Origin of the sequence: Bradyrhizobium rifense (assembly GCF_008123425.1) — a bacterium.
GTDB classification, from domain to species: domain Bacteria; phylum Pseudomonadota; class Alphaproteobacteria; order Rhizobiales; family Xanthobacteraceae; genus Bradyrhizobium; species Bradyrhizobium rifense.
In genome coordinates, this window is record NZ_VSSS01000007.1 from 77700 (window position 1) to 97552 (window position 19853).

A 19853-nucleotide genomic window follows, 5' to 3' on the forward strand; every position below is an offset into this window, starting at 1 on the left:
CCTAAGTGAAATTCCACATGATCAGCGGCGGACCGAAGCCGGTCGCGCCCTTCAGCCACGCCGTCGAGACCGACGGCTTTGTCTTCGTCACCGGTCAGATGCCGGACACCCCCGAGACGCCAGGTGTGCTGCCCGAGGGCATCGTCGCGCAGACCCGCGCGGTGATGGAGAATCTGAAAGTGGTTCTCGCCGGCCTCGATCTCGGCCTCGAGCACGTCGTAATGGCGCGGATTTATCTGACGCGCTTCAAGGACGATTATGCGGCGATGAACGAGACCTATCGCACGTACTTTGCCGAGGGCAGGCTGCCGGCCCGCACCTGTGTCGGGGTTACCGGACTCGCTTATGATGCGTTGATCGAGATCGACCTGGTGTGCCGGCGGCCGTGACCCTGCGCATCCGCGATGCGGATCCGTGTCTGCGCAGTGAGATGCGAGTGGGTGGAGCACCGCGGATGCTCTTTGCTCCGTCATTGCGAGCGAAGCAATCCAGAATCTTTCCGCTGAGGCAGTCTGGATTGCTTCGTCGCGAAGGGCTCCTCGCAATGACGGCGCGGAGAGGGCGGCGCGTCAAACCTCAGTCGCGTGTTCCAGTCGGCGTCTACTTTTCCGTAAAATTGCAACCTGCGCATGCAAGAAGTCTTGATCCGCGGTGAACTAGAGGTGATGGGCCGCCTTGAACGTTGCCCCGGACGACAGCGACTAACCCTTAGAGTGCATCAGGATCAGTGGAACGTGATCGAGCTTCCCCCTTGTAAAGCACCAAAATGGTGCTTTAGTGCTTTCCATGAGCTCGTCGCCCCGACATGCGCCATCGGCGCTGCGTTACAGGCTAGCCCCTGACCCGGCCGCCAAAGCCGCGATTGAGGCGACGTTTAGCGCTTATGACCGCATGATGGAGATCCTCGACGAGGTCGCGCGGACCCATAATGTGGGCTCCAACGTCGTCCTGCTGCATGCCCATGCCTATGACCCCATCCGCAAGGAAACCGCGCTGCCGTCGCGGCTGGTGACGCTAGGCCTGCGCGACCGTGCCGATTATCGCGCGGCTCAAGGCCGCCGCCTGCCGCTCGACGACAAGCTCGCCAAGATCAAGGGCCCGGCCACCATTTCGATTTCGACCGTGCAGGGGCGCTTCAGCGTGCCCTTCGACTACGCCGGCTACGCGGAGGGCTGGGGGCAGAGCGCGCCCGCGCACCTGATCCGTACCGACGACGGTTTCGAGGTTCACTACGGCGTCACGCCGAACAATCTGCCAGAGGAGGAGAACGCTATGGATACCATCGCTGCCGCTCCCGAAAACTTCCTGTCCCGGGTCGGACGTCTGATCGCCGGCATCGCCTATGACGCGATCGAGCAGGCGGAAGGCAACAACAAGCTTGGGGTGGTCGGACAGGCCATCCGTGAGATCGAGCGCGCGGAGAGCGAGGCGCGCGATGCGCTCGCGGCCGCGCGCGCCGAGGAATACCGCCTCAACGCGCGCCGCACCGAGATCGAACGCGAGATGACCGATCTCGCCGCCAAGATCGAGGGCGCGATCGCGGATAACCGCGACGACCTCGCCCGCGCCGGCATCGCGCGGCAGATGGATCTGGAGGCGCAATTCGAGGTGCTCTCCCGCGCCATCGACGAGAACAACGAGAAGATCGAACAATGCGTAACGTCGCTGCGGGCGGTGCTCTCGGCGCTCCAGGACGCCGAGCAACGCCGCGTCGATCTCGAAAAGAGCGAGGCGGCAGCCAGCCACCAGGCCTCGACCTCGCCCCGCAAGCGTGGCGGCACGTCCGCGGCGGGGAAGGCGCTGCGCGCGGGCAGGGCGGTGGCGCGCGTCACCGGCGTGCCGCCGGGCATCCCGTATTCCAGCGACATCGACGAGCTCAGCACGTTGCATCGCGACAAGGAGATTGCAGCGAGGCTGGCGCGGTTGAAGTCGCGCTCCTGAGGTTCGTGTCATGAGCGCATTGCTCGAACACGTCATGTCGCCCGAGGTCAGGCCGTTCGCGATCGCGGCGGCCATGATCCTCATCGTCGGCGCGCTCGAAGTGGTCACGATGCTGGTCGGTGCCTCGCTCAGCGAGATGCTCGGCACCAGCATCGATTTCAGCCATCCCAGCGACAATGGCGTGATCAACGCCATCTCCTGGATCAATGTCGGCGGCGTGCCGCTGCTGATCTTCCTGCTGCTGGCGCTCGGCGCCTTCTCGATTACCGGCTTCCTGATCCAGGACGTCGCGCGGATGGTGGCCGGTCCCTTGCCGGCCTCGATCGCTTCGCTCGTGGCGGTCGTCGTCTCGGTCCCGCTGGTCCGCGCCGCCAGCAGCGGGATCGCGCGGGTCATCCCCAAGGATGAGAGCTACGCGATCGGCCTGGGCGATCTCGTCGGCCGCGTCGGTGAGGTCGTCGTCGGTCCGCTCGACCAGGGACCGCCCGGCCGCGTCAGCGTCGCCGACGTCCACGGCAACAGGCATTTTGTCTCTGCGGTGGCAGCTCCCACGTCATCGCCGCTGCCGCAGGGAACCCTGGTCCTCCTGGTCGACCGCGTCGACACCCGCTTCGTGGCGGTCAAGGCCGACGATGAACTCAAGCCGTCGAAGCCGACTCTAACAAGCCACCTCTAAGCAGCTAGTCAGTCACTTTTGGAGAAAGTCATGTTTGACATTGCAGTCCCGGCCATGATCGGCGTCGCGCTGATCGTCGTCTTGGGCATCATCTTCACCATTCTCTACAAGCGCGCCACGCGCGACGAGGCCTTCGTGCGCACCGGCCTCGGCGGCAAGAAGGTGGTGCTCGACGGCGGCGCCATGATCCTGCCGATCTTCCACTCCTACGCCAGCGTCAATCTGAAGACGCTGCGGCTCACCGTCGAACGCAAGGAGCGGGAATCCCTGATCACCAAGGACCGCCTGCGCGTCGATATCGTCGCCGAGTTCTACGTACGTGTCCGTCCCGACGATGAGAGCATTGCGCTGGCGAGCCAGACGCTGGGCGCGTTGACAAATGACGCCGAAGCCCTGCGTAACCAGGTCGAGGCCAAATTCGTCGACGGCCTGCGGTCGGTCGCGGCTACCATGTCCATTCTGGAGCTGCAGGAAAAGCGCAGCGATTTCGTCAAGCACGTGCAGGCGACCGTGGAGTCCGACGTGAAATCCAACGGCCTCGAACTGGAATCGGTGTCGCTCACCAAGCTCGACCAGACGGATGTAAAATTCTTCAATCCGGAAAACTTTTTCGACGCCGAAGGCCTGACCCAGCTGAAAACCGTCACCGAGACGCGCCGGCGCGACCGCAACTCGATCGTGCGCGACAACGAAGTGGCGATCGCCCAGAAGGATCTCGAGGCGCGCCAGCAGACCCTGACGATCGAGCGGACCAAGAAGGAGGCCGAGCTGTCTCAGGAGCGCGACATCGCCAACAAGACCGCCAGCACCCGCGCCGAAGTCGCAACCGCGACGCAAACCGCGCGCCTGACCGAAGAGAACGCCCGCATCGATACCGACCGTGCGGTCGCGGAGAAGGAGGCCGGCGCCAAGCAGGTCAAGGAAACCGCGGTCATCGAGTCGGACCTCGCCATCAACAAGCGCAAGACTGATGCGCAGCGCGAGATCCAGATCGCGACGCAGGAGAACGAGATCCAGATCGCATCCAAGAGCAAGCAGACTTCGGAAGCTGTCGCCGAGGCCAAGACTGCTGAGGCGCTCGCCGTCTCCGCGGAGGAAAAGGTCGTCACGGCACGTGCCGTCGAGGTCGCCGATCGTTCCCGTCTCACCCAGGTGCTCGCAGCGCGCACCGAGGCCGAGCGCAAATCGACCGAGCTGATCGTCGCGGCAGAAGCCGAGAAGAAGGCGTCGCTCGACCGCGCCGAGGCCGTCAAGACGTTGGCCACGGCCGAAGCCGAGTCCAACAAGATCAAGGCGGTCGGTGTCCGCAACATCGGCGAGGCCGAAGCAGCAATCATCACCCTCAAGAACGAGGCGCAGAACAAGCTCGGCGCCAACGTGATCGACTTCGAGCTCGCCAAGAAGCGGATCGAGACGATGCCGTCGGCGCTGGCCGAGATGGTCAGGCCGATCGGAAACCTGAAGGACGTCCGCATCCTGCACACCGGCGGCGCGTTCGGCGGCAATGGCGTCGGTGGTGGCAATGTCGGCTTCGGCGAGGGGCTCGCCGGCGAGCTCCTCAAGGTCCACGCGCTGCGTCCGATGATCGACGAGATTCTGCGCCAGAGCGGCTTTGCACCGGGCGACGATCCCGTGAAGACGCTGGTTGGCGCTGTTACCGGCAAGGCCAATGGTGCCGCGGTAACGCCGCCAGCCGTGCCTGCGCCGGAAAAAACAAACACCGCTGATCTATGAATGCCGGTTCATTGCTGCGGAGAATTCGAATCGATATGAACTGGCTCGTTGCGCGTCTCGCGTCGCGCAATGAGCCGGAGCGCGGATCGAGGGTGTGTCGAACCTCTCGATCGCGCTCCGGATGAACCCTTCAAGGCAACGCCATTGGTTGCCGCGGCGCCTGCGCCGATCGACGTCAGGCGCCGGAGCCTGTTTCGATCCGGAGAATTTCACATGAAGTTTTTTCTGTCTGGACTAATCGCGATCGGACTTGCGATCGTAGCTGCTCCGTCGTCGTTCGCCGCCGATGCCCGCAACGTCACCGTCGTCAACGAGACCGGCTATGCCATCAAATTCCTGGGCTTCAACGCACCGGATGATGGCCTGGACGAATGGGACAACGAGCTGGACAAGGTTTTGCAGAACCAGGCCTCGACCTATGTCGAGTTCGAGGAGGATGACGAGGGCTGCGTCTGGAACATCCGCGTCGACTGGCAGAACTATGACGAGTCGGTGCTCTGGATGAACGTCAATCTCTGCAAGATGACCGCGCTTCGGCTGCGCTACGACCCCGGCACCAAGACCACGTCCTTCATCGCCGAGTAATATCGGTCCGGGTGGTCAGGAGGAGGGGCCGGCAAGAAACTTCAAAATGGCCCATCCTCGACGCTTTGCGAAGGATGGCGAATTCGTCCTTTGCAAGCGCAACCGGCTTTGTTATACGCAGCCGCGCGCGAACGACTGGTTCGCCTTTTCCTCGGTAGCTCAGCGGTAGAGCATCCGACTGTTAATCGGATGGTCGCTGGTTCGAATCCAGCCCGGGGAGCCAAATTCCGCTGCATTTTCAATTATTTGCCGACGTTCGCTGATGCGACGCACGATGCTGCTCGATCAGCTTCTCGGCCGCGTTACGCTTGGGCCCAGCAGAATCGCGTTCAAGTGGATGTGTGTGGCCGCGGCACAGCCGCCATGCAGACGGCACCAAATCGACTTAATTCAAATCGAGCTTGATAGGGCCGGACTCTTACGGAGCTGATTCCCATGCCCGACATCCAGATCGACCGCGCCCACCTGGCCCCCTCGATTCTGCCGGCCGATATTCCTGAGCTGAGCGACGATGAATGCCTGGCCTGTCTCGCTCGCGCGGTCGAGACCCCCGATTCGGCGCGGCTGGACGAAGTGGCGGCCCTGATCGGCCGCCTTGCGGTGGCGATCGAATAGGCCATCTCGCCTCCGAGGCCTGCGTTGCGTAGCCGTTGATTCACCGGCCAACGGACGTGTTGCGTTTTCGCGGAGCCTGCTCCAAATATGCCGCCAAGTTTCGTCCGCGGCATCGTCCGCCTTGCAGGGTCCGCAAATGTCCGGTTTTTCGACCGCGCGCCTAAAAATGGTCGATGGCCAGGTGCGCACCAATGATGTCACCGATCGCCGCATTCTCGATGCCATGCTCACGGTTCCCCGCGAGGCCTTCGTGCCGGCGAGCCGGCAGGCGCTGGCCTATCTCGACCTCGATCTCGATGTGAGCGAGGGTGGCGCCAAGCGCTTCCTGATCAAGCCGCAGCTGATCGGCAAGCTGCTCCAGGCCGCCGAGATCGGCGAAGGCGACAACGTGCTGGTCGTCGGCTGCGCCACCGGCTACCTCGCCGCGCTGACCGCGAAGCTTGCGCGTCAGGTCACGGCAACGGAGAGCGATCCGGCTCTGGCGGCGAAAGCCAAGGACGCCTTCGCCGCAATCGGGGTCAGCAACGTCACCTGCAAGGCCGCCGCCTGTGCCGAGGGCGATCCGGCTGCCGCGCCCTATGACGTGATCATCCTCAACGGCGCGACCGAAGTGACGCCGGACGGACTGTTCGGCCAGCTCAGGGAAGGCGGACGCCTGGTGGGGGTCTCGGCCGAATCCCGGCCGTCGCGGGCCATGATCGTGACCCGTACCCACGGCGAATTCGGCCATCGGCCGCTGTTCGATGCCGCAGCCCCGGTGCTTCCCGGGCTGGAACGGGCCGCCGCCTTCGTCTTCTGATGGCCAAAACCCCGTTAAAATCCCGTTCTAAATCAGAAGTGTGGCCGGGATGCTGCACGTAAAGAGTTTCCACTGAGAACCACCCAGAGGGTGTTCCGTCGCGCTCGGCCGCGTCCTATGTTGCTGCGGGGCAACGACTCCACTTGGATACGGTAACCAGGCTCGCGGGCACGAGCCTGACGTGAGAATGAACGGATTTTCAAGGATGCATGGGGTGAAGTTCTTCACCGGAGCAGCGGTTTCGGTTCTCCTGGCGGCGCTTGCCGGGCCGACGCCTGCATTGGCGGATACGATCGAGGCCGCGCTGGTGCGCGCCTATCAGAACAATCCGCAGCTCAACGCACAGCGCGCCCAGGTGCGCTCGACCGACGAGAACGTGCCGCAGGCGCTGTCGGGCTATCGCCCCAAGGTCAATGTGACCCTGGGCACCGGGTATCAATATCAGGATATCCAGGCGGCGCAGAAGGACAGGTCGATCCATAACCCCGATCCACTTCAGTCCAACAGCGCCAGCCTGACCGTCAGCCAGACGCTCTATAACGGCAACATCACGGCCAACAGGACGCGCAATGCGGAAGCTCAGGTGTCCGGCCAGCGTGAGGCGCTGCGCGCTCTGGATCAGTCAGTGCTGCTCAGTGCAGCAACGACCTACATGGATTTTCTGCGGGATGCGGCCACCCTCGAAGTCCAGCGGAGCAACGTCCGCGTGCTCGAACAGACCCTCAAGCAGACCCGTGATCGGTTCAATGTGGGCGAAGTGACGCGCACCGACGTTGCGCAATCCGAAGCTCAGTTGGCCGCCGGTAAGACGCAGGCACTCACGGCTGAATCGAATCTCACGACGACGCGCGCGAACTTCCGCCGAATCATCGGGAACGAGCCGACGAACCTCGCGCCAGGTTCGCCGGTCGATCGTTTCCTGCCCGCGACGTTAGCCACTGCCGTTAATCTCAGCCTGGTGGAGAATCCCAACGTCACGGCCGCGATGTACGGCATCGACGTCAACTATCTCCAGGTCAAGATAGCCGAAGGCGCGTTACTGCCGACGGTCACGGTCCAGGCCGGTGTCAGTACGGCCTATCAGCAGAGCCTGCAGGTTTTCCGAACGAATACGGCGTCGGCTCTCGCGACAGTCACGGTGCCGATCTTTCAGGGCGGCGCAGAATATTCGCTGATCCGCCAATCGAAAGAGAACCTGGCGCAGCAGCGCCTGAATCTTGAAAATACGCGCGACCAGACCCGCGCCAACGTCGTGCAGGCCTGGGGCCAATTGGAAGCCGGCAAGGCGCAGGTGCAGTCCGCGCAGGCCCAGGTCACGGCCTCCGAGATCGCGCTGAACGGTGTGCGCGAGGAAGCCAAGGCCGGCCAGCGCACCACGCTCGACGTACTCAACGCGCAGCAGGCGCTGGTGAATGCGCGCGTCGCGCTCGTCACGGCGCAGCACGACCGCGTGGTGGCGTCCTATTCGGTGCTCAGCGCGGTTGGCCGCCTTGCACCTCAGGTGCTCAGCCTCAACACCACCGTCTACGATCCGAGCGTGCACTACCAGCAGGTCCGCGACAGCTGGGTCGGCGTGCGTACGCCTGACGGACGCTGATTGCCGTAGTTCTCCGGTCGGTCTCGCAAACAGACGAGTCCGACCGGTGCTTTGCTTGCAATCATCAAAATCCCTGACATAGCCTTGCCAAGAAGCTGCGGGTCGATTCGCCCCGCATCCAATGTTGCATGCGTAATGCTTGAGTGACGGGGCAGGGGCGCGCCGCCTCACGTTGAGCCGTGATCTGGGGACAAGTCTGGCTGCCGTGACGAAAATGTCGGGGCACACATCCGGAACCGGCCAATCCTGTCGTGCTTGGTGTAAAACAACGCATGCGAGGGCGTTGATGATGTGGAGTCGGAGATGACGCAGCCTGCAAAGGTCACAGAACCCTCCATGGAGGAGATTCTGGCCTCGATCCGGCGCATCATTGCCGACGACGAGGCCAAGCCGCCGCCGGCAGAGGCTGCCAGGCCCGCGCCGGCGCCCGCCGCACCAAAGCCCCCGGCGATGGCCGACATTCCACCATCCAAGGTCGCGCCTGCAAAACCTGCCGCCGAAAAGCCTGAGCCACCGCCGGCCGCGAAGCCTGCGCCACCGCCACCACCCGCGCCTGCGGCGGATGCCGGCCCCAACAACCAGGACGACATCGACGCGCTGCTGGCGGGGCTCGATACGGCCACGGCTGCGCCCGAGATCCGTGCGCCGGAACCCGAGCCTGAGCCCGAACCCGACGTGCTCGAATTGACCGACGAGATGGCGATGGACCCGGAGCCGACGCCCGCGCCACCGCCGCCGACTTTCCGCAGGGTCGAGCCGCGCGACGATCTCGAATTCGCCGAGGCGCCGCCGCCTCGTCCGACACCCGCGCCGTCCTATGCGCCGGTGGACTTTGACGCGCCGCCGCTGCCGCCGCAGCAGCCGATCCTGGCCCAGTCGACCGTCTCGGCGGTCGAATCCGCCTTCAACTCGCTGGCCCACACGGTACTCAGCAGCAATGCGCGGACGCTGGAGGATCTGGTCAAGGAGATGCTGCGTCCGATGCTGAAATCCTGGCTCGATGACAATCTGCCGGGCCTCGTCGAACGCATCGTGAAGGCCGAAATCGAGCGGGTCTCGCGCGGCGGCAGGTAGGGCGGGCCGCACAGCCCCGATAAAGCCCTGCTCCTGTGTCACATTCGGCCTGCGGAGCGGGCCGGAAAGCCCTTTTGCCGCTGAGCTTTCCGTTGACTTGAACCCCGCACGCGGCTTTCTAGCGCCCCATGATCGAGAAAAACTACCAGCCCGCCGATATCGAAGCCCGCATGTCCGTCGTGTGGGAGGACAGCCTCGCCTTCAAGGCCGGCCGGCCCGACCGACGCGACGCCGTGCCCTTTACCATCGTGATCCCGCCGCCGAACGTGACGGGCTCGCTGCACATGGGCCACGCCCTCAACAACACGCTCCAGGACATCCTGTGCCGCTTTGAGCGCATGCGAGGCCGCGACGTGCTGTGGCAGCCCGGGACCGACCATGCCGGTATCGCCACCCAGATGGTGGTCGAGCGGCAGCTGATGGAGCGCCAGCAGCCCGGCCGTCGCGAGATGGGCCGCGAGAAATTTCTGGAGCGGGTCTGGCAATGGAAGGCCGAGAGCGGCGACACCATCATCAACCAGCTCAAGCGCCTCGGCGCTTCCTGCGACTGGTCGCGCGAACGCTTCACCATGGACGAGGGCCTGTCCAAGGCCGTCATCAAGGTGTTCGTCGAATTGCATCGCGACGGCCTGATCTACAAGGACAAGCGGCTGGTGAACTGGGACACCAAGCTCTTGACCGCGATCTCCGATCTCGAAGTGCAGCAGACCGAGGTGAAGGGCCACCTCTGGTATCTGCGCTATCCGATCGAAGGCAAAACGTTCAGCCCCGAGGATCCCACGACATTCATCGTGGTCGCCACGACGCGCCCGGAGACCATGCTCGGCGATACCGGCGTGGCCGTGCATCCGGAGGATGAGCGCTACCAGAAGCTGGTCGGCAAGAACGTCATCCTGCCGCTGGTCGGCCGCAAGGTTAAGATCGTCGCCGACGACTATTCCGATCCGGAAAAGGGCTCGGGCGCGGTGAAGGTGACGCCGGCGCACGATTTCAACGATTTCGAGGTGGGCAATCGCCATGGCCTGCGCCGCATCAGCGTGCTCGACAAGGAAGGCTGCCTCGATCTCCTCGACAACGAGGATTATCTGAAGGGCCTGCCGGAAGGCGCCTCGCAATTCGCCGAGGAGTTCAACAAGGTCGACCGCTTTGCGGCGCGCAAGCGCATCGTGGAGCGGCTGGAATCGTTCGGCTTCGTCGAGCGCATCGAGCCGCACACCCACATGGTGCCGCATGGCGACCGCTCGAACAGCGTGATCGAGCCGTATCTGACCGATCAGTGGTACGTGGACGCCAAGACACTCGCAAAACCCGCGATGGCGGCGGTGCGTTCGGGCGAGACGTCGTTCGTCCCGAAGAACTGGGAAAAGACCTATTTCGAGTGGATGGAGAACATCCAGCCCTGGTGCATCTCGCGTCAGCTCTGGTGGGGCCATCAAATCCCGGCCTGGTACGGTCCCGACGGCAAGGTGTTCGTCGCCGAGACCGAGGAAGAGGCCGTCAGCCACGCGCTCGGCTACTATGTCGAGCAGGAAGTCATCACGGTCGAGCAGGGCCGCGAGATGGCGCTCGACCGCAACAAGCGCGAAGGCTTCATCACCCGCGACGAGGACGTGCTCGACACCTGGTTCTCCTCGGCGCTGTGGCCGTTCTCGACGCTCGGCTGGCCGGAAGACGCGCCCGAGGTGCAGCGCTACTACCCGACCAACGCGCTGGTGACGGGCTTCGACATCATCTTCTTCTGGGTCGCCCGGATGATGATGATGGGCCTGCACTTCATGAAGGAGGTGCCGTTCTCGACCATCTACATCCACGCCCTCGTCCGCGACGAGAAGGGCGCCAAGATGTCGAAGTCGAAGGGCAACGTCATCGACCCGCTCAACCTGATCGACGAGTACGGCGCGGACGCGCTGCGCTTCACGCTGGCGGCGATGGCGGCGCAGGGCCGCGATATCAAGCTCGCCACCAGCCGCGTCGAGGGCTACCGCAATTTCGCAACCAAGCTCTGGAACGCGTCCCGCTTCGCGGAGATGAACCATTGCGCCGTGCCCGAGGGTTTCGAGCCGGCAAAGGCCAAGGAGACGCTGAACCGCTGGATTGCGCATGAGAGCGCGCACACCACGCGCGAGGTGACCGAGGCCATCGAGGCCTATCGCTTCAACGACGCCGCCGGCGCGATCTACCGCTTCGTCTGGAACGTCTATTGCGACTGGTATGTCGAGCTCGCCAAGCCCGTGCTGCTCGGTCCCGACAGTCCGGCCAAGGACGAGACCCGCGCCATGGTCGCCTGGGCGCGCGACGAGATCCTGAAGCTGCTGCATCCCTTCATGCCGTTCATCACCGAAGAGCTTTGGGAGGTGACGGCCAAGCGCGACGGCCTGCTCGCGCTGGCGCCATGGCCGCTGAAGCCGTCCGGTCCGACGCCGGAGCAGCTTGCGATGCTTGCGGCTGCGGCCGGCCCGACTGATCCGCTGATCTCACCTGCGTTCGTCATGCCGATCTTCGACCATGCCGACTTCACCGATCCCAAGGCGGAAGCCGAGATCGGCTGGGTGATCGATCTGGTCACGCAGATCCGTTCGGTGCGCGCCGAGATGAACATCCCGCCCGCGACGCTGACGGCGCTCGTGCTCGCGGGTGCCTCGGCCGAGACCAGGGAACGCGCACCGCGCTGGACCGACGTCATCAAGCGCATGGCGCGACTCTCTGACATCTCCTTCGCCGACCGCGCGCCCGATGGTGCAGTTCAGCTCCTCGTCCGCGGCGAGGTGGCTGCGCTGCCGCTGAAGGGGGTGATCGATGTTGCGGCCGAGCGCACGCGTCTCGACAAGGAGATCGCGAAAGCCGACGCCGACATCAAGCGCGCGGAGTCCAAGCTGGCGAACGAGAAATTCGTCGCCAACGCGGCCGAAGAGGTCGTCGAGGAGGAGCGCGAAAAGCGCGAGGCGGCGCTGGCCCGCAAGGCCAAGCTGCTTGAGGCGCTCGAGCGGCTGAAGCAGGCGTCCTAGAGCGTTTTCGAGCGAAGTGGATCCCGGTTCGCGTAAAGAAAACGCGTCATTTCGGAAACGGCTTGCTGAGGAATTTCGAGCCCTTGACGCCATAGCGCCAGGGCAGCTCGACGGCTTTGGTGATGCCGATCCGGATGCCGGTCGCGACTTCGACGTCTGCCGTCCGCGCATGCAGCGCGATCGGCGGGCGGTCCAGCGGCAGGGTGTTGTGCGCGATGGTGATGCCGAGCGCTTCCGTCAGCTTGCCCGGGCCCGAGCACAGCGCATGCACATCGACAGCATGGCGGCGCCGGCGCATCGCGGCCAAGCCATGCGTCGGCTCCAGCGCGCGGATCAGGACGGCTGCAGCCGAACCTTCCTCCTCGCAGACGAAGTTGATGCACCAGTGGATGCCGTAGGAGCGATAGACATAGACATAGCCGGGCCGGCCAAACATGATCTGGTTCCGCGGCGTCGGGCCGTTGTAGGAGTGCGCCGCCGGCTCGGTATGATGATAGGCCTCGACCTCGACAATGATTCCACCGATGCCGTTGACCAGCATGGTCGCCCCGATCAGATCGGGCGCGACCTCGCGCACGCTGCGCGCAAAAAAGGCACGCTTCAGCGCTTTGCCGAGCCGCGGTGTGGAAGTGTTCGAGGTTGGAGCCATTCGAGGTGAGAATCGCCTGAGAACAGAGCAGGATATTGCCCATATCTGCCATGTTCCCTGAAGAGGCGCGAGCCGGGTTGCGGCAGGCAACCAGACCGACTAGGTAGGACCTGAACAGACCGGACAGATCATGGTCGTTATTGTCGATACCATCACGAACCCGTTGCGCCCGCGCCACCCCGAAAAGGTGAACCGCCCAGATTCCGCTTCGCCGCCGAAGCCGGACTGGATCCGCGTACGCGCCCCGAATACCCGCGGCTATGCCGACACCCGCAACATCGTGCGCGCCAATGGCCTGCACACGGTGTGCGAGGAGGCGGGCTGCCCGAATATCGGCGAGTGCTGGGACAAGAAGCACGCGACCTTTATGATCATGGGTGACACCTGCACCCGGGCCTGCGCCTTCTGCAACGTCAAGACCGGCATGCCCAATGCGCTTGATGCGGCCGAGCCGCAGAATGTCGCCGAGGCCGTCGCCAAGCTGGGCCTCGCCCACGTCGTCATCACCTCGGTCGACCGCGACGATCTCGCCGACGGCGGCGCCGAGCATTTTGCAGAGACCATCCGCGCAATCCGCGCTGCATGCCCCTCGACCACGATCGAGATCCTGACGCCCGACTTCCTCCGCAAGGAAGGCGCGCTCGAGGTCGTCGTCGCGGCGCGGCCGGACGTCTTCAACCACAATCTCGAGACCGTGCCGTCGCGTTATCTCACGGTGCGGCCGGGCGCGCGCTACTTCCACTCGATCCGGCTGCTGCAGCGGGTCAAGGAGCTCGATCCCACCATCTTCACCAAGTCCGGCATCATGGTCGGCCTCGGCGAGGAGCGCCACGAGGTGCAGCAGGTGATGGACGATCTGCGCTCGGCGGACGTCGACTTCCTGACCATCGGGCAATATCTCCAGCCGACCCGCAAGCATCACGCCGTGATGCGTTACGTGCCGCCGGACGAGTTCAGTTCTTACGAGAAAGTCGCCTACACCAAGGGCTTCCTGATGGTGTCGGCGAGCCCGCTCACCCGTTCGTCGCATCATGCCGGCGAGGATTTTGCGAGACTGAAGGCCGCGCGGGCCGCGACCGCCCGCTGAACCGCTATGCCCAAATTTTCAAGCAAGCGCCGTGTTCATCACAGCGCACCCAAGATGTTTGATCTGGTCGCCGATGTCGAGCGCTACCCGGAATTCGTGCCGTTATGCAGCGCGTTGAAGATCCGTCAGCGCATGGCAAAACCCGACGGCACCGAGGTGCTGGTCGCCGACATGACGGTGTCGTTCAAGCTGGTCAAGGAATCCTTCACCAGTCGCGTGACGCTCGATCGCGCCAATCTGAAAATCCTGGTCGAATATCTGCAAGGTCCGTTCAGTAATCTCGAAAACCGCTGGACGTTCGAACCCAAAGGCGATGACGTCTGCGATGTCGGTTTCTTCCTCGCCTATGAATTCAGGAGCCGCATGCTGGCGATGCTGATGGGCTCGATGTTCGACGCAGCGTTCGCGCGCTTCTCCACTGCGTTCGAGAAGCGCGCCGATGCGATTTACGGCCGTCCGAAGCTGGCGTCGACCTGATCAATCCACCGCCTTCACCACATCCGGCGGCTGCGAGGCGTAATAGGCCGCGGCGGCCTCGATTTCCTGCGGCGTCATGGCGCGGGCGATGTTGCGCATCTGCTGGCTGATGTCATTGCGCCGCTCGCCTGAGGCAAACGCCTGGAGTTGCGCCTTCATATAGGCCTCGGACTGCCCCTCCAGCCAGGGGCTGCCGGTCTTGTTGTCGAGGCTGCCATGGCAGGCGCCGCAGGGCGCGATGCCGCGCATGGGCGCGCCGTAGATAACGATGTTGGGTTTTGGGAGCTGCGGCGTCGGGTGATAGGCGGGCAGCCGCGGCAGATAGGCGTAGTAGTTTGAGAGGTCGGCGATTTCCTCCTCCGTCAGGTTGACGGCGAAGGGTGACATCACGGCATTGCTGCGCGCGCCGGAGCGGAAATCGTGCAGCTCCTTGTAGATCACGGCGGCATATTGGCCGGCGAGGTTCGGCGAATCCGCGCGGCTGATGCCGGTTGGCCCGTGGCAGATCGCGCAACGCTGGGCCAGCGTCGCGCCTCGGCCGATCGCCTCCTGGCTCGGACGCGACAGCGTATGCGAGGTGAGCACGACCTCCGAGAGACCTTTGTTTTGCTCCGGCGCCGGCACGCTTGCGGCACGCTGCGGCACGCCGGCGGCGCTGCAGATCGCATCCCAGACGTTTGCAAACTGAACCCAGGGCTGCGCGAAGGGTAGCACGACGAAGCCGGCAATCGCCGTCACGATCAGGATCGCGGCGGTGATACCGACGCCCCGCGTGAAATGAGGATTGTTGAAGGTGAAGAGGTCGCGGGTGCTCATCACTGCGCTCCCACATAGACGGCCGGCACCGACGTACCTGCCGTGGTCGCGAGGTTGAGGATCGGATAGCCGTAATTGGTGATGGTCAGCACAATCATCAGCGCCACCCACAGCGCATGCGTGTTGAGCGCAACCGGCACGGTCGCCGGCTGATGCACGGCAATCGCGAAACGATAGGGACCGGCGTCGATCTGCGGTGCGCGCATGCCCCGTGCCAGGATGACGATGAACATGATGCCCGAAGTCAGCAGGATGAAGCCGCCAATTGCGGAGAAAGTCACGGAGAGCGCCTGCGGCGCGATCGCGGGATCGCCGAAGTCGAAATAGGCCATGCGGCGCGGCATGCCGAGAATGCCGACCCAGTGCCACGGGAAGGTGGTGACGATCATGCCGACGAACCACAGCCAGAGCTGGGTGCGGATCAGGCGGACGTCAATCAGCTCGCGGCCCGTCAGATGCGGCCACAGATCATAGGCGATCGCAAAATACATGATCACGATGGCGCCGCCGAAGATCAGGTGGAAATGGCCAGTGATCCACTGCGTGTTGTGAATGGACGCATCGAGCTGATAGCTCATGTTGATGAGCCCGCCGGCGCCGCCGAAGCCGAGCATGACGAACGAGAATGCCAGAGCCAGCATCATCGGATTGTCCCAGGGCAGGGCCCTGATCCAGCCGAACAGGCCGCGGCCGCCGCGCAAGCGCGCGGCGATCTCCACGGACGCGCAGATCGTGAACACGGTCAGCAGTGTCGGCAACGCCACCAGCGCGGTGAAGGCCGAATGGACGAACTTGAAGCCGGCGCCGACCTGCGGATCGGCAAACGTGTGGTGCATGCCGATCGGCATCGCCACCACCAGGAACAGGATGAACGAGATCCGCGCCATGCTGTCGGAATAAACCCGGCCGCCGATCGCGCGCGGCACGATGGTATAATAGGCGATGTAGGTCGGCATTAGCCAGAAATAGACGATGGCGTGCAGCGTCCAGGAGAAGAAGATGCGGGCGAGGCCGGCGTCGATCGTGTTCTTCAGCCCGGCCGCGACGGGGATGATCTGCAGCAGCAGCTCGAGCGCCGCACCCACGGCAGTCCAGGCCCACAGATACGAGCCCGCGACATTGGCAAACATTGCGAGCGGCACCGGCGCGCCGGGATGGGCCTTGCGCCAGACGCGCAGATTGATCGCCATCAGCGCGACCCAGATCCAGGAGCCGACCACGACCAGCACGACGCCGAGATAGTAGAAGAGGTTGCCGATCAGCGGTGGATAGAACGTGTAGAGCACCGAGGCGCGGCCGAGCGCGATCGGGATCACCGCCATGACGCTGCCGATGACGATCAGCCAGAAGCCGGTCCAGGCCCAGCGCACGCCGACCAGACGCTGCTCCAGCGCGGACTCGCTGATGGCATAACCAAAGCCCATCGCGACCAGGGTCGGGAACACATAGCCCATCACCGTGCCATGCGCGGTCAGCGAGCGGTAGTAGAGCTCGGGGTTGGAGAGCCAGGTGCCGATCGGGCTGCGGATGAACATCTGCCAGGCGCCGAGCGTGAGGGCGACGCCAAACACGGCGAAGGCAAACCAGAAATGGGCGAGAATGAGCTTCCTATTGACCAACACAGCTCAGCCTCCCGCCAGATTTCGCGCGATTGGCGAAGTCGGCCTTGTCGATCACCTTGACCTTGCCCCACATGCCCTCATGGCCGAAGGAGCAAAACTCCTGGCAGGGCATCAGATAGTCGCCGGTCTCCGCAAAGCGCATCAGCTGCTCGGAGATGTAGCCGGGCACCAGCATGGTGTTGACGTTGGTGCCCTGGATCAGGATGCCGTGCACGACGTCGGCGCTGGTGGCGCGCAGCGTAATCGGCGTATCCACGGGGACCACGATGCAGGCCGGCGTGAAGGAATATTGCTGACCGATCGCGCGCACCGTGATATTGCCATTGGCCTCCAGCACGCTGCCGAGATTGCTCTCGACGAATTCGCCGGAAAGATGGATCCGCGACGGATCGGTGATCTCGACACGCGGCTGCGGCATGGTCGCCTGGTGGATGCCGGCGAAGGCCGCGAGCAGCGCCATGCCCACGACGATGATCACGGCAATGGTGGCCCAGCGCCGCTCGACGCGGGCCGCGACCTCGACGCTGCGATGAGTTTCCTCTGCGCTCATTGCAGCGGTCCGCGCGGCAGGAAGACGAAGAGATAGAACGCAAACCACATCGCGACCACGCAGGCCGTGGCGATGCCGGCCAGCACAATCGCGCCGGACGGTCCTTGCGCGACGACCTCCTCGACGGCCTGGTCGGCGGTGGCTGGGCTGGTCGGCGGATCGGAGTTGAACATGACGCCTCTCAGTTCAGCGGTGCGGAGCGCAGCTCGTTGGCCTCGCGCGCCGAGACCGGCGTGCCGCGATTGCCCCAGGCGGTGCGGATGTAGGAGACGACGGCGGCGACCTCATTGTCGGAGAGGAGGCCGGCAAACGGCGGCATGCCATAGGGCATCGGATTGCCCTTGGTGCCCGGCGGATAGCCGCCATTGAGCACCATGCGGATCGGGTTGACCGCCGACTGCATCTCGATCGACTGGTTGTTGGCGAGCGGCGGCCAGTGCGGCGGCTTGCCTTCGCCCTGCGTGCCGTGACAGCTCGCGCAGTTCTTGTCGTAGACGGTCTTGCCGAGGCTGATCAGCAGGCTGCTCTCGGTGTTCGGCAGTGCCGAGCTCGCCGGCGGCGGCGACGAGGCCTCCGCGATGCCCTTGAGGTACACTGCCATCGCCTTGGTGTCGGCGTCATCGAGATATTGCAGGCTGTTGTGCACGACCTCGGCCATCGGGCCGTAGACCACGCCGCGTGCGGAGACGCCGGTCTGAAGCAGATCGGTGATGTCCTTGATGCTCCAGTCGCCGAGGCCTGCCTCGCGATTGGAGGTGAGCGAGGGCGCGTACCAGTTCTGCATCGGAATCAGGCCGCCCTTGAAGGCGTCGGATTGCGAGGTGCCGCCGAGTGCGTTGATCGGCGAATGGCACATGCCGCAATGGCCGAGGCCTTCAACCAGATAAGCGCCGCGATTCCATTCGGCCGATTTGGTCGGATCGGGCTTGAACTCGCCCTCGCTGAAGAACAGCGTGCGCCAGCCGAGGATGAGCTGGCGATTGTCATAGGGGAAGCGCAGCTCGTGCGGCTTGTTCTTCTGGTTCACCGGTGGGATCGAGCGCAGATAGGCAAAGATCGCGTCGCTGTCGGCGCGTGTCACCTTTGTGTAGGACGCAAACGGCATCGCCGGATAGATCAGCCCGCCATCCGGGAAACGGCCATTGTGCATGGTCCGGTAGAAATCGTCCGCGCTCCACTTGCCGATCCCGGTCTCCGGATCGGGCGTGATGTTGGAGGTGTAGATCGTTCCGAACGGGGTCGGCATCGGGCGCGCGCCGGCAAACAGGCGGCCCTCCGCCGCGGTGTGGCAGGCGGTGCAATCGCCGGCGCGGGCGAGATATTCGCCGCGCGCTATGATGTCACTGGTCTTGTCCTGTGCCTGGGCCACCGTGGTGAACGCGGCGAGTGCGAGCAGTGTGATCGACAGTTTGAAGCCCATCATCCGCCTCGTCAGTTGGGCTGGCTGCCGCAGCCGAAGGGCAGCGCGTAGGTGCCTTTCGGGACGGGAGCAGGATTAGCGGGGGCAGGGCGCGTCGCAAGCCAGGCGGCGACCGCAGTGACGTCAGCCTCGGTCAGATGGCCGGCGACGAGCTGCATGCAGTCGGGCGATTTCGCCGTGCGGGTGCCGTAGCGCCAGGCGCCGAGCTGGGCGCTGACATAGGCGGCGCGCAAGCCGAGCAGGCCGGGGATGCCGGGCTGCATGCCCGTGAGCCCCGGACCATGGCAGCTCACGCAGGCCGGAATATTGCGGTTCGCATCGCCGCTGGTGGCGAGCAACTCACCTTGCGCCAGCACATCCTTGCTGACTTCGCTCGGCGCAGGCTGCGGCAGTGGCGGGTGCTCGCTGGCAAAATACTCCGCCATCGCCTCCAGATACGGATCGGGCAGAAACTCCAGCAGATAGTTCATCGGCGGGTATTTGCGCCGACCGCTGCGGAAGGCGAGGAGCTGGTTGTAGAGATAGCCGGCCGGCTTGCCGGCAAGACGCGGGAAATAGACGTCGCTGGTGCCTTCGCCCTTGTTGCCGTGACAGGGCGTGCAGGCTTCCACCCGTGCCGCCATGGTATCCGGCGGTTGGTTGGCCGTTTGCGCGGCCGCGCCATCGGAGGCGGCCAAAGTGACGATCAGTGCGGCCGAGGCCGCGGCGCGAGCGAGCACTGAGCCGCCCTCCACAATGCTGGATCGGTTGATTTCGGATCGCAACGTAGAGCGGCATTATTGCGCCAATATTTTTCCGCGCAAGCGTGCATCGGCGTGATGACGTTTGGTCGCGCCGCTACGCCGCACATGATGATCGATCCGGACAAATTTGCGTGCAATTTGAAAGCCAAACATGACGCTGCAGTCTCGCGACGCATTGCGCACGAGCTTTACGTCCTTACAAATTCGGTCAGTGGAATCTTTTCGCGCGCGGATTGAGCCCGCAGGGAATTGTGGGTCGCGAAGTGCCCGCAAGCTGGCCCCAATCAATCATTCGCGCAGCGATGAGCGACGGTGACAAGTGCAGTTTGTGCCAAAACGCGGAGGAGTGACGGAACACCCCTTGCCGTGGACGGCACATCTGCACTGGCTGCATTTCGCGACGGAGGCAACTACAGTCCGAGTCGGGCGCAGGGCTTGTGTAGCGGGACCAGAGACATGGCGC

Annotated in this window: 19 protein-coding genes and 1 tRNA gene; 13 read left to right on the plus strand and 7 right to left on the minus strand. The window is 64.1% G+C overall.

Features of this window, described 5'->3' with window-relative positions:
• The first annotated feature begins 5 nt into the window (after nucleotides 1-5).
• The 11 genes from FXB40_RS02745 (at nucleotide 6) to FXB40_RS02795 (ending at nucleotide 12026) form a co-directional block, all read left to right on the plus strand.
• On the plus strand, nucleotides 6-389 hold the full coding sequence (locus FXB40_RS02745; protein ID WP_148770683.1) for a RidA family protein: 384 nt from the start codon (nucleotides 6-8) through the stop codon (nucleotides 387-389).
• A 388-nt stretch (nucleotides 390-777) separates the two neighbouring features.
• The gene (locus tag FXB40_RS02750) at nucleotides 778-1941 is read left to right on the plus strand and encodes a PspA/IM30 family protein (RefSeq protein WP_148770684.1); all 1164 of its coding nucleotides are present in this window, start codon (nucleotides 778-780) and stop codon (nucleotides 1939-1941) included.
• Between the two features lie 10 nt (nucleotides 1942-1951).
• The gene (locus FXB40_RS02755; protein WP_148770685.1) at nucleotides 1952-2617 is read left to right on the plus strand and encodes an OB-fold-containig protein; all 666 of its coding nucleotides are present in this window, start codon (nucleotides 1952-1954) and stop codon (nucleotides 2615-2617) included.
• Between the two features lie 30 nt (nucleotides 2618-2647).
• On the plus strand, nucleotides 2648-4351 hold the full coding sequence (locus FXB40_RS02760; protein ID WP_148770686.1) for a flotillin family protein: 1704 nt from the start codon (nucleotides 2648-2650) through the stop codon (nucleotides 4349-4351).
• A gap of 213 nt (nucleotides 4352-4564) precedes the next feature.
• Nucleotides 4565-4936: a hypothetical protein gene (locus FXB40_RS02765; RefSeq protein ID WP_148770687.1), complete on the plus strand. Its 372-nt coding sequence runs from the start codon at nucleotides 4565-4567 to the stop codon at nucleotides 4934-4936.
• 148 nt (nucleotides 4937-5084) lie between these two features.
• Nucleotides 5085-5159, plus strand: a tRNA-Asn gene (locus FXB40_RS02770).
• 212 nt (nucleotides 5160-5371) lie between these two features.
• The gene (locus tag FXB40_RS02775; protein WP_148752283.1) at nucleotides 5372-5551 is read left to right on the plus strand and encodes a hypothetical protein; all 180 of its coding nucleotides are present in this window, start codon (nucleotides 5372-5374) and stop codon (nucleotides 5549-5551) included.
• 136 nt (nucleotides 5552-5687) lie between these two features.
• Complete coding sequence (locus tag FXB40_RS02780) at nucleotides 5688-6350, plus strand: protein-L-isoaspartate O-methyltransferase family protein (RefSeq protein WP_187436616.1); 663 nt, start codon at nucleotides 5688-5690, stop codon at nucleotides 6348-6350.
• Nucleotides 6351-6555: 205 nt separating this feature from the next.
• Nucleotides 6556-7947 carry a TolC family outer membrane protein gene (locus tag FXB40_RS02785; RefSeq protein ID WP_148770688.1) on the plus strand — a complete coding sequence of 464 codons (1392 nt, stop codon included), beginning with the start codon at nucleotides 6556-6558 and terminating at the stop codon, nucleotides 7945-7947.
• Nucleotides 7948-8250: 303 nt separating this feature from the next.
• Nucleotides 8251-9021, plus strand: coding sequence for a PopZ family protein (locus tag FXB40_RS02790; RefSeq protein ID WP_187436617.1), 771 nt, complete (start codon nucleotides 8251-8253; stop codon nucleotides 9019-9021).
• Between the two features lie 128 nt (nucleotides 9022-9149).
• Nucleotides 9150-12026, plus strand: a complete 2877-nt coding sequence (locus FXB40_RS02795; RefSeq protein ID WP_148770690.1) for a valine--tRNA ligase — start codon at nucleotides 9150-9152, stop codon at nucleotides 12024-12026.
• Between the two features lie 46 nt (nucleotides 12027-12072).
• Here the strand turns inward: FXB40_RS02795 and FXB40_RS02800 are convergent, their stop codons facing one another.
• On the minus strand, nucleotides 12073-12675 hold the full coding sequence (locus tag FXB40_RS02800) for a DNA-3-methyladenine glycosylase (RefSeq protein WP_148770691.1): 603 nt from the start codon (nucleotides 12673-12675) through the stop codon (nucleotides 12073-12075).
• 130 nt (nucleotides 12676-12805) lie between these two features.
• Between FXB40_RS02800 and lipA the strand changes: the two genes are divergently transcribed.
• Together lipA and FXB40_RS02810 are read left to right on the plus strand one after the other, a co-directional pair.
• Nucleotides 12806-13762, plus strand: coding sequence for a lipoyl synthase (gene lipA / locus FXB40_RS02805; RefSeq protein WP_148770692.1), 957 nt, complete (start codon nucleotides 12806-12808; stop codon nucleotides 13760-13762).
• A 6-nt stretch (nucleotides 13763-13768) separates the two neighbouring features.
• Entirely contained in the window at nucleotides 13769-14239 is a 471-nt protein-coding gene (locus FXB40_RS02810; RefSeq protein ID WP_148770693.1) for a type II toxin-antitoxin system RatA family toxin, read from the plus strand.
• On the opposite strand, the gene FXB40_RS02815 is transcribed toward FXB40_RS02810, so the two are convergent.
• From FXB40_RS02815 to FXB40_RS02835, 6 genes are read right to left on the minus strand one after another with little or no spacing between them, the layout of a single operon-like run.
• Nucleotides 14240-15055 carry a c-type cytochrome gene (locus FXB40_RS02815; RefSeq protein ID WP_187436618.1) on the minus strand — a complete coding sequence of 272 codons (816 nt, stop codon included), beginning with the start codon at nucleotides 15053-15055 and terminating at the stop codon, nucleotides 14240-14242.
• Entirely contained in the window at nucleotides 15055-16677 is a 1623-nt protein-coding gene (locus FXB40_RS02820) for a b(o/a)3-type cytochrome-c oxidase subunit 1 (protein WP_148770695.1), read from the minus strand. The genes FXB40_RS02815 and FXB40_RS02820 overlap by 1 nt, the downstream gene beginning before the upstream one ends.
• The gene (locus tag FXB40_RS02825; protein ID WP_148770696.1) at nucleotides 16664-17227 is read right to left on the minus strand and encodes a cupredoxin domain-containing protein; all 564 of its coding nucleotides are present in this window, start codon (nucleotides 17225-17227) and stop codon (nucleotides 16664-16666) included. The genes FXB40_RS02820 and FXB40_RS02825 overlap by 14 nt, the downstream gene beginning before the upstream one ends.
• Complete coding sequence (locus FXB40_RS47620) at nucleotides 17224-17400, minus strand: hypothetical protein (RefSeq protein ID WP_187436619.1); 177 nt, start codon at nucleotides 17398-17400, stop codon at nucleotides 17224-17226. Before FXB40_RS47620 ends, FXB40_RS02825 begins: the two co-directional genes overlap by 4 nt.
• An 8-nt stretch (nucleotides 17401-17408) precedes the next feature.
• Nucleotides 17409-18647, minus strand: coding sequence for a cytochrome c (locus tag FXB40_RS02830; protein WP_187436620.1), 1239 nt, complete (start codon nucleotides 18645-18647; stop codon nucleotides 17409-17411).
• 11 nt (nucleotides 18648-18658) lie between these two features.
• Nucleotides 18659-19366: a c-type cytochrome gene (locus FXB40_RS02835; protein WP_148770698.1), complete on the minus strand. Its 708-nt coding sequence runs from the start codon at nucleotides 19364-19366 to the stop codon at nucleotides 18659-18661.
• Nucleotides 19367-19853: the final 487 nt, after the last annotated feature.

Coding starts and splice junctions, on each gene's coding strand:
- FXB40_RS02795 (WP_148770690.1), top strand. CDS start 9,150: ATGATCGAGAAAAACTACCAGCCCGCCGATATCGAAGCCCGCATGTCC.
- FXB40_RS02800 (WP_148770691.1), bottom strand. CDS start 12,675: ATGGCTCCAACCTCGAACACTTCCACACCGCGGCTCGGCAAAGCGCTG.
- FXB40_RS02825 (WP_148770696.1), bottom strand. CDS start 17,227: ATGAGCGCAGAGGAAACTCATCGCAGCGTCGAGGTCGCGGCCCGCGTC.
- FXB40_RS02760 (WP_148770686.1), top strand. CDS start 2,648: ATGTTTGACATTGCAGTCCCGGCCATGATCGGCGTCGCGCTGATCGTC.
- FXB40_RS02780 (WP_187436616.1), top strand. CDS start 5,688: ATGTCCGGTTTTTCGACCGCGCGCCTAAAAATGGTCGATGGCCAGGTG.
- FXB40_RS02815 (WP_187436618.1), bottom strand. CDS start 15,055: ATGAGCACCCGCGACCTCTTCACCTTCAACAATCCTCATTTCACGCGG.
- FXB40_RS02785 (WP_148770688.1), top strand. CDS start 6,556: ATGCATGGGGTGAAGTTCTTCACCGGAGCAGCGGTTTCGGTTCTCCTG.
- FXB40_RS02755 (WP_148770685.1), top strand. CDS start 1,952: ATGAGCGCATTGCTCGAACACGTCATGTCGCCCGAGGTCAGGCCGTTC.
- lipA (WP_148770692.1), top strand. CDS start 12,806: ATGGTCGTTATTGTCGATACCATCACGAACCCGTTGCGCCCGCGCCAC.
- FXB40_RS02790 (WP_187436617.1), top strand. CDS start 8,251: ATGACGCAGCCTGCAAAGGTCACAGAACCCTCCATGGAGGAGATTCTG.
- FXB40_RS47620 (WP_187436619.1), bottom strand. CDS start 17,400: ATGTTCAACTCCGATCCGCCGACCAGCCCAGCCACCGCCGACCAGGCC.
- FXB40_RS02765 (WP_148770687.1), top strand. CDS start 4,565: ATGAAGTTTTTTCTGTCTGGACTAATCGCGATCGGACTTGCGATCGTA.
- FXB40_RS02810 (WP_148770693.1), top strand. CDS start 13,769: ATGCCCAAATTTTCAAGCAAGCGCCGTGTTCATCACAGCGCACCCAAG.
- FXB40_RS02775 (WP_148752283.1), top strand. CDS start 5,372: ATGCCCGACATCCAGATCGACCGCGCCCACCTGGCCCCCTCGATTCTG.
- FXB40_RS02830 (WP_187436620.1), bottom strand. CDS start 18,647: ATGGGCTTCAAACTGTCGATCACACTGCTCGCACTCGCCGCGTTCACC.